Source organism: Rhizobium sp. BR 362, assembly GCF_036528765.1.
In the GTDB taxonomy this organism is placed as follows: domain Bacteria; phylum Pseudomonadota; class Alphaproteobacteria; order Rhizobiales; family Rhizobiaceae; genus Rhizobium.
Window position 1 is genome coordinate 113,678 of record NZ_JARWGH010000013.1, and the last position, 8,440, is coordinate 122,117.

Sequence of the window (8,440 nt, forward strand, 5' to 3'; positions counted from 1 at the left end):
CTCGCGCAAGCTTCGCCTTTTAATGATGTGACCGAATAGGGCAAACGGGTCAGCCGTTTGCCCCCTCTCATGAAGAGACGGAACCGGTCGATGGCGCAACCACCCGCAATAGCACTTCCAAAAGCCAATCCCAGCATGCGTGATATCGGGTTCGCCCTCGGTATCATGGTCATCCTCTGTGTGCTGTTCCTGCCGATCCCGCCATTCCTCATCGATATGGGTCTGGCCTTCTCGATCGCGCTCTCGGTGCTGATCCTGATGGTGGCGCTGTGGATCAAGAAGCCGCTGGAATTCTCGTCTTTCCCAACCATTTTGCTGATCGCCACCATGACCCGTCTGTCGCTGAACATTGCGACGACGCGAGTCATTCTTTCGCACGGCTATGAAGGCCACGATGCGGCCGGCGGCGTGATCGCAGGTTTCTCCAGTCTGGTGATGTCCGGCGATTTCGTGATCGGTCTGATCGTCTTCATGATCCTGATCACCATCAATTTCATCGTCATCACCAAGGGTGCGACGCGTATCGCTGAAGTCGGCGCGCGTTTTACCCTCGATGCAATCCCCGGCAAGCAGATGGCGATCGACGCCGATCTGTCGGCCGGCCTGATCGATGAAAAAGAAGCGCAGCGGCGGCGCCGCGAGCTGGAAGAGGAAAGCTCATTCTTCGGCGCCATGGACGGTGCTTCGAAATTCGTCCGCGGCGATGCCGTCGCCGGTCTGCTCATCACCTGCATCAACATCTTCGGCGGCATCATTATCGGTTATTTCCGCCATGGCATGCAGATCGGCCAGGCGGCCGATGTCTTCGTCAAGCTTTCCGTCGGTGACGGTCTGGTGTCGCAGATGCCGGCGCTCGTCGTCTCGCTTGCTGCCGGTCTTCTCGTTTCGCGCGGCGGCACCGCCGGCTCTACCGACCAGGCCGTTATCAATCAGTTGAGCGGCTATCCGCGTGCGCTCGCCGTTGCCGCGATCCTCATGGGCATCCTCGCCATCATGCCGGGCATGCCCTTCATTCCTTTCCTCATTCTCGGCGGCCTTATGGCAACCGGCGCCTGGTTCATCCCGCGGCAGGTCGAAGCCGAAAACAAGCTTCGCCGCGATGCGGAAGAAAAGAAGGTCATGCAGACGAAGGAAATGGAGAAGGATTCGGTCAAGTCGGTTCTGACGACCTCGGAAATCGAGTTGGCGCTCGGCAAGATCGTTTCCACCCGGCTGCTCGGCGCCCATCAGGAACTGGCCTTCCGCGTCGGCAAGATGCGCAAGAAATTCGCGACGCAATACGGTTTCGTCGTACCGGAAATCAAGGTGACCGACGACATTGCCATCGCCGACAAGTCCTATCAGATCCGCATCCATGGCACGACGGTCGCTTCCAATATGCTGCGTGTCGGCGAAGTGCTCGTCGTCACCGGTTCGGGCCGCAAACCCACGGTCCCGGGCGACGAGATCCGCGAGCCCGCCTTCGGCATGCCCGCCGTTTCAGTCCTCGAGGCCTTCACCGAGGATTTGAAACGCGAAGGCTTCCAGCCGATCGACAATGTCTCCGTCGTGCTGACGCATATGAGCGAAGTCATCCGCAACAACCTGCCGGCGCTTCTCTCCTATAAGGACGTCAAGATCCTGATCGAGCGCCTCGATCCGGAATACAAAAAGCTCGCCGACGAGATCTGCTCGTCGCACATGTCCTATTCGGGCCTGCAGGCGGTGCTCAAGCTCCTGCTTGCCGAGCGTGTCTCGATCCGCAACCTGCACCTCATCCTGGAAGCCGTTGCGGAACTTGCGCCGCATGTGCGCAAGACGGAGCAGATCGTCGAGCATGTGCGGGTGCGCATGGCACAGCAGCTCTGCGGCGACCTTGCGGACAATGGCGTGCTGCGCGTTCTCCGCCTTGGCAGCAAATGGGATCTCATCTTCCATCAGGCGCTGAAGCGCGACCAGAAGGGAGAGATCGTCGAGTTCGACATCGATCCGCGCAATCTGGAAGAATTCAGCGAGCAGGCGGGCAAAGTTATCCGTGAATACATGGACCGCGGCTTGCCCTTCGTGCTTGTCACATCCCCGGAAACACGCTCCTATGTGCGCATGATCATCGAACGCCTGTTCGCGACTCTGCCGGTCTTGTCGCATGTGGAATTGGCCAAGGGGATCGAGATCAAGATTCTAGGTTCCATTTCATGATAACAGACCCCCAGGGCACCATTCTGGCGTTGTTTCTCGCCTTCTGCCGCATTGGCGGCTGCATCATGGTGCTCCCGGGGTTTTCGTCGGGCCGCGTGCCGCAGCAGGTTCGGGTGCTGCTTGCGGCGGCATTGTCGATGGCGATCCTGCCGCTGCTCTGGAACACCATCTATCCGGAAGTGTCGAAAGGCGGCGCCACCTATATCGCACTGATCTTCACCGAAACGGTGATCGGCCTGATGTACGGCATGATGGCGCGGCTCTATACGCTCGGGCTGCAATTTGCCGGCACGGCCATATCGATGTTGATCGGTTTCAATGCGCCAGGCGGTATGGACATCATCGAAGAGACGAACGAGACGTCGCTGACGAGCTTGATCAGCTTCTGCGGCCTGATGATGCTGTTCATTATGGATTTCCACCATCACGTCCTGCAGGCGCTGGTCGATTCCTATTCGGTCGTGCCCTTTGGGGGCCATATCGATGCGCGCGCCTCGCTTGTGTCGGTGGCGGATACGCTGGAGGCCACGTTTTTCATTATGCTGCGGCTGGCGAGCCCCTTCCTGCTCTATGGTCTGATGTTCCAGATGTCGATCGGCTTCATCAATAAGCTGGCGCCGCAGATCCCGATCTATTTCATATCGACGCCCTATCTGCTGATGGGCGGGCTGTTCATGCTCTATCTCAGCATCGCGGCAATCGTCAGTCAGTTCTCTGGCGCCTTCCTCAGCGTCTTCAACGGACATTAGCGGGGCGAGGCGGAAGCGATGGCGGAAAAAAGCCGGTCCGAAAAATTGAAGCGGCTCGTCGCCGTTCAGCGCCATCTCGAGCAGATAGCGGAAAACGAGCTTGCGGATACCACCCGCCAGCGCAACGAGGTCAGCCAGTCGATGGACAAGCTGATCGATGCCATTAGCTCGGCCGATCCGATCCATATGGCATTTTCAGTGCATTACGCCGCACGCTATGGCCGCTTGACGCTCAAGGATCAGCAGCTCGATGGCATCCAGAAGCTGATCGAGACGAAAGTCCTGCAAGAACGCACCAAGGCGGAGCGGTTGGAAGAGCATATGAAGGACGCCCGCGAGCTGGAAATACGCGAGGCGGACGACAATGCCGTCTACGACATCATCGATCAGCGCTTTGCGGGCGCAACGCCAGCCTCCAGCAAGGTTCAAAAACCATAATCGTCGCGATCTCAGAACAAGATGGCATTCCCCGAATCGCCGCCTTGCTCCGGATTCAAGATTGGAACGATCTTCATGCGTTCAAATGAGCGCGCGACGCTCTACTGCTCGATTCGGCATGACCTTGCTCGATGGCTGCTTCACGCGTCGCGGGGTCATGCTTTAGTGAAAGGAAACGTGACGTGGCTATTTCGCCCCCGAGTGATTTGGTCCTGGATGTCGTCAAGGCCGCCAATCCGGCCGACGTTCAGGCAGCCCAGGAAAAGCTCGCGGCCAACAGGGCTGCCTTTGCCGCCACAAGCCTGGCGGAAAACGGCAATGGTTTCGCCTCGACCGTGAATGCGCTGGACAGCGCCGCAACGAAGGCCGGCCTCAGCAACGCCAACACTCATACGGCGTCGACAAAGGTGCCGCAGGCTTACCACAAGTTCGAAGCGATGGTGCTGCAGAACTTCGTCAAGAACATGCTGCCGAACAGCGAAACACTCTACGGCAAGGGCTCCGCCGGCGAAATCTGGAAGGGCATGATGGCCGAGCAGCTCGGCAATACGCTCGCCAAGAATGGCGGCGTCGGCATCGCCGAGCAAATGTACAAGGAACAGGTTGACAAGATGCGCAACACTGGCGCCGTCAACTCGGCGACCGATGAGAACGACAAGAAGATGGCGCTGAGCGCAATTACCGATTTCCAGCGAAAGACGCTTGCGGCGGCCGAAACCAATGGTGACAGCGATACCACCGTCACCAACCAAGATACGCTGACGTCCAAGAAAGTGTGACCCGGGGGATAGATATGGAAGTGATTTCGAACGACTACCGGATCAAGTCGGTCCTTGGCCGCCTGGAGATGATCATCGATAACGAGAACAGCCGGATCGGCACCGATCCGGAATTCGATCTCAAAGTATCGAATGCCCATAAGAGCCGCTGCCTCTACGAATTGTCGATGCTGTTTCGTGATACCAACCCGGCCGACCTAGCGGTCGCGCATATCGAGCAGTTGCACGGGCTGAAGAAGAAGCTGATCCTGAACGCGCGTCGCGTCGAAGCCCATCTCGAAGCCGTGCGTGCCGTTGCCGATATCTTGAAGAACGCGGTGCAGAACGCCGACGCCGACGGCACCTATTCGCAGGAGCAGTTCCGCGTCCGTGAGGCCGGATGATCAAGCTCGTCCTCACCGGCCTCTGGGTCTGCGCCGTAACGCTGGCTTCGGTCTATTTTTCGGTAGAGATGGCGACGGCGCCTGCGACCAATCCCGACGACGCCAAGAAAGCGCAGCAGGAATTCGTCAAGGGCGAATCGATCAACGTGCCCGTCATTGCCAACGGCCAGGTGAACGGCTATTTCATCACCCGCATCTCCTTCATGATGGAGAAGGGCAAGGCGAGCCAGCTCCAGACGCCGCTGACGGAATTGACGACCGATGAGCTCTATTCGCTGCTGGTGGGCAATAAGGCGATCGACATAAGCCATACCGCCAGCTTCGACGTCGCCAGTTTCCGCAGCGATATCAAGAAAAACATGAACGAACGTCTCGGCGGCGACTATGTTGCCGACGTTCTGGTCGAACAGCTCGACTTCCTTTCCAAGGAGGAGATCAATGGCGGCGACGGCTCTGGCAAGAGAACCGTCAAGCCCGTAAAGATCGTCCAGGGCGATGCGGCACCGGACGCCGAGCCAAAGCCGGCGCATTAGGCCTGCTTCAGGCCGATGATGGCCGCTCCCTTATGGAGCGGCCTGTTACATCTCACGCCGAAACAGCGTTAACAAATCCCTGCTTCCCTCGCGCAATTCCGATCGATTTTCCTAACGGAAGCTTGGCATAGCTTTGCTACAAGCATCCTCAGCGATGCGTCCGATGTCACCGAATGGACAGGCGGTGGAGGATCTGCGTTGAGAAATTGCCGGCGTCGGGCTTAGGAAGCGTCCGCGGCAGGAGGTCTTGGGTGAATTTAGTCGCCAATTTTGCCGTGCTCACGTCGCGTCGAATGATTTTCGACTTGCCGGTCTGCGACCTCGATTGGGAAGATGCGCTGAACTTCATCAACGAACTGGCGTCCCTTCCGGTCGGCCAGACGGTCATCTCCTTCGTCAACGCCCATAACATGCTGCTGATGCTGCGCGACCGCGAGTATCGCGACGTGCTGGCGAAAAATCTTGTCCTACCCGACGGCGTTGGCCTGGATATGGCCTCCCGGGCTGCCCATGGGGTCTCCTTTCCGGCCAATTTGAACGGCACCGATTTCGTGCCGGCTCTGCTGACCTTCATGGAGCGGCCGAAGCGCGTCGGCCTGATTGGCGGCCGCCGCGAGGTCGTCGAGAAGGCCGCTGAAAATTTCCGCAAGCATGCGCCGTGGCATGAATTCATCGTTATTGCCGACGGTTATTTCGATAAGGCGCAAAGCGATCTGGTCGCCGCCGAGGTCGGCCGCCAGAAGATCGACGTGCTGATTGTCGGCATGGGGACGCCGCTCCAGGAAAAATGGGTTGCCGACCATATCGAACCGGAGCACGCAAGGCTGGTGCTGACGGTCGGCGCGCTGTTCGATTTCGTCTCCGGCACGGTGCCGCGTGCCCCGGCGCTGGTGCGCGCCATGCGCTTTGAATGGATGTATCGCCTGCTCCAGGAGCCGAGCCGGCTGTGGCGGCGTTATATTCTCGGCGTGCCGCTTTTCCTCTATCAGGTCATTCGGCATCAGTTCGGTCGCAAGGAGCGCATCCTGCGTGCCGCCGAGCCACAGCCGACGCCTCTGCTGCGGCTTCCTGCGCCGGACAAGCTCGCCGGCTGATTGCGGTGGCGGATCGTCGTTAACCTTTTCTTTGCCATGAAAATTTAGAGTGGGTTAACCATCGGCATCGGTCACTGACCATGCGCGCGAGACAACCCGCCATGTTCGAAAGCAAGGCCAGGACCAGACTTCTTCCCGACTACGCGGAAGCCTTCGAGGCCTCCCGCGGTGCCGGGCGGCATGCGCGCTTCGATCGCGGAAAGGATGGCTATCTCATAGCCGCCAATGTCCAGCCTGCCCACCGCCAAGCTCCGAGCGATGCCGAATTGCTGGCCCTCATTCAAAAGATGCTGGACGGCGATGCCTATCCGCTCTCTGGACAAAAAAGATCCGCGGTGGCTGAGGACGCAGAGGCTCAGCCACTGCCAGATCGTATCCGCGGCATTCTGCGAGACCATCCCGTCGCGCCCGAAACGATCATGGTTGGACCTCCCGCGCTGATCGCAGATCAATCACTGAGTTCGCCTCGCGCCGACGTCAGCGAAATCGACCTTTTGCCTCTGATCGAACCTCCTGCCGTCTCGGCTGCGCCTGCACCGCATCGCCGCTGGGTGTTCGGGTTCGGCTCCATAGGCTTCGTCATCGTCGCCGCGCTGACAGGCGCGCTTCTTCCGACAGTATTCGCAGCGCCGCCTCGCTATGTCTCTCACACCGTGTTGCAAATAGAAGGGCAGGGGGCTGCGCGACAGGCTCTTTTGGACGTCACCGCCAAACGTGTTGCCGCTCCGTCCTTGCTTTCCGACCTCGTCGCCAGGCTGAAGCTCGACCGCGATCCGGAATTCACCGGCGATCGGGCCGGCGCTTTCGGTGTTGCCATGGAATTGCTATCCGGCAATGGTAACGCTTCCGACGCGCCCTCGCGCGCGCAGGCAGCCCTTCGCAGAGATATCGCCGTCACCACCGATGCGCCGAGCGGCACCTTGTATCTCGCCGTAACCACAAGCAATCCGGCAAGATCGGCCGAGATCGCCAATCGTCTGGCCGATGCGACGATCTATGACGCCACTATTACGCAAGGCGCGGGCCTCGTTGGCAAAAGCATCTCGCCTGCGGATAAGAGCCTCAAATACCTCGATCAGGCGAAGGCCGCATTGGCCGATTTCAAGGCGCATTATGGCGACGACAAGATCGAAGCTGCGCTCGATCTGCAGCGGCAGCGCCAAGAGTTGGATGGCGAGATCAAGGCCGCCGAGGCCGCGGTGCAGAGCGCAAGAGCCCGGCTCTCCGCCGCCAAATCCGCCACTCCTGCCAGCGTCACGAGTGGCGCGCTGTCGGGCAGTCTGTCATCTGCCGCTCTCGATGATCTGCGCAGCCGCTATAGCGCCGCCAAGGTCGTCCTCTCTCAGCTTTCCACGCAGCTCGGCCCGCGCCATCCCCGTCTGTTGGCGCAGCAAGCGACAGTCGATGGCCTGACCGCCGATATCCGCAATCAACTGGAGCGCCTCATCGCCAGCAGCGATGCGGCCTTGAAGGCTGCACTTGAGAACCGCACGGCACTTTCCGCGCGGATGACCGCGCTCAGCCAAAAAAGCATTGATGTCGATATGGTCCGCCTCGATCAGCTTCAGGGTGATGTTGCAGCAGCACAGAGCCGCCATGATGCCGATCTGCAAAACGCGGATACGGCTCCGCCCCAAGTCGAGCTTCCGATCGCCGTCATCAGTTCTGCCACCGCCGCCAAGGCGCCGATCGATGACAATCTTGCGGGCCGTCAGGCGACAGGCTTCGTCATGGGCCTTGGCCTAGCGCTTTGCCTGGTCTTCCTGCGGAAATGGATGGAGGGCGCGGTAGCTGCGGAGGATCGGGCAGCCCAATACCTCGCGGCGTCCGAGCCGGTTTTCAGCCCCGCCGCCGAACCCGTCCCATTGCCGCCGCGACCAATGCCCGATCTGCCGCAACCGCATTTCGATGCCAACATTCCTGTTGCCAACGATCGCCCCGTCGTCTCGCAGGAGCTGACGGAGATCCAGCGCGAATTGGCGTCATTGCGTGCGAAAGTCCACACCTATGCTTCGCGCCGGCGGACGGTGCGCGGCTGATTCCGGCGCCGCTTTTTCCTTGCAATTACCGCTTTCAGACACCATAGGGCGTTGGCAGGCAAATCCGCTGGGCCGATGACTTATAGATTGGCGCCGAAACTATGTCGGGAGATTTTCGTGACGACTGTGATCGATGGCAAGCAGGTGGCTGCGTCTGTAATTGATGCGGTGAAGACGGCGACCGCAGCATTGGAAAGAGACACGGGTGTGAAGACCGGCCTTGCGGTGGTCATCGTCGGGGATGATC

8 protein-coding genes and 1 pseudogene are annotated in these 8,440 nt (G+C 59.7%); all 9 read left to right on the forward strand.

Annotated elements, in window-relative coordinates:
• Positions 1-90 precede the first annotated feature (90 nt).
• A complete protein-coding gene (flhA, locus tag QDY28_RS17980; RefSeq protein ID WP_331383015.1) occupies positions 91-2,178 on the forward strand; it encodes a flagellar biosynthesis protein FlhA in 2,088 nt (695 codons plus the stop codon).
• Complete coding sequence (fliR, locus tag QDY28_RS17985) at positions 2,175-2,927, forward strand: flagellar biosynthetic protein FliR (protein ID WP_331383016.1); 753 nt, start codon at positions 2,175-2,177, stop codon at positions 2,925-2,927. Before flhA ends, fliR begins: the two co-directional genes overlap by 4 nt.
• 18 nt (positions 2,928-2,945) lie before the next feature.
• Positions 2,946-3,365: a hypothetical protein gene (locus tag QDY28_RS17990; RefSeq protein WP_331383017.1), complete on the forward strand. Its 420-nt coding sequence runs from the start codon at positions 2,946-2,948 to the stop codon at positions 3,363-3,365.
• 182 nt (positions 3,366-3,547) lie between these two features.
• Entirely contained in the window at positions 3,548-4,144 is a 597-nt protein-coding gene (locus QDY28_RS17995; protein ID WP_331383018.1) for a rod-binding protein, read from the forward strand.
• A 14-nt stretch (positions 4,145-4,158) separates the two neighbouring features.
• Complete coding sequence (locus QDY28_RS18000) at positions 4,159-4,527, forward strand: hypothetical protein (RefSeq protein ID WP_331383019.1); 369 nt, start codon at positions 4,159-4,161, stop codon at positions 4,525-4,527.
• The gene (locus QDY28_RS18005) at positions 4,524-5,060 is read left to right on the forward strand and encodes a hypothetical protein (RefSeq protein WP_331383020.1); all 537 of its coding nucleotides are present in this window, start codon (positions 4,524-4,526) and stop codon (positions 5,058-5,060) included. The genes QDY28_RS18000 and QDY28_RS18005 overlap by 4 nt, the downstream gene beginning before the upstream one ends.
• A 251-nt stretch (positions 5,061-5,311) precedes the next feature.
• Entirely contained in the window at positions 5,312-6,154 is an 843-nt protein-coding gene (locus QDY28_RS18010; RefSeq protein ID WP_331383021.1) for a WecB/TagA/CpsF family glycosyltransferase, read from the forward strand.
• A gap of 101 nt (positions 6,155-6,255) precedes the next feature.
• Positions 6,256-8,193: a succinoglycan biosynthesis protein exop gene (locus QDY28_RS18015; RefSeq protein ID WP_331383022.1), complete on the forward strand. Its 1,938-nt coding sequence runs from the start codon at positions 6,256-6,258 to the stop codon at positions 8,191-8,193.
• A 117-nt stretch (positions 8,194-8,310) separates the two neighbouring features.
• A pseudogene (locus QDY28_RS18020) lies at positions 8,311-8,440 on the forward strand (bifunctional methylenetetrahydrofolate dehydrogenase/methenyltetrahydrofolate cyclohydrolase); the annotation flags it as partial.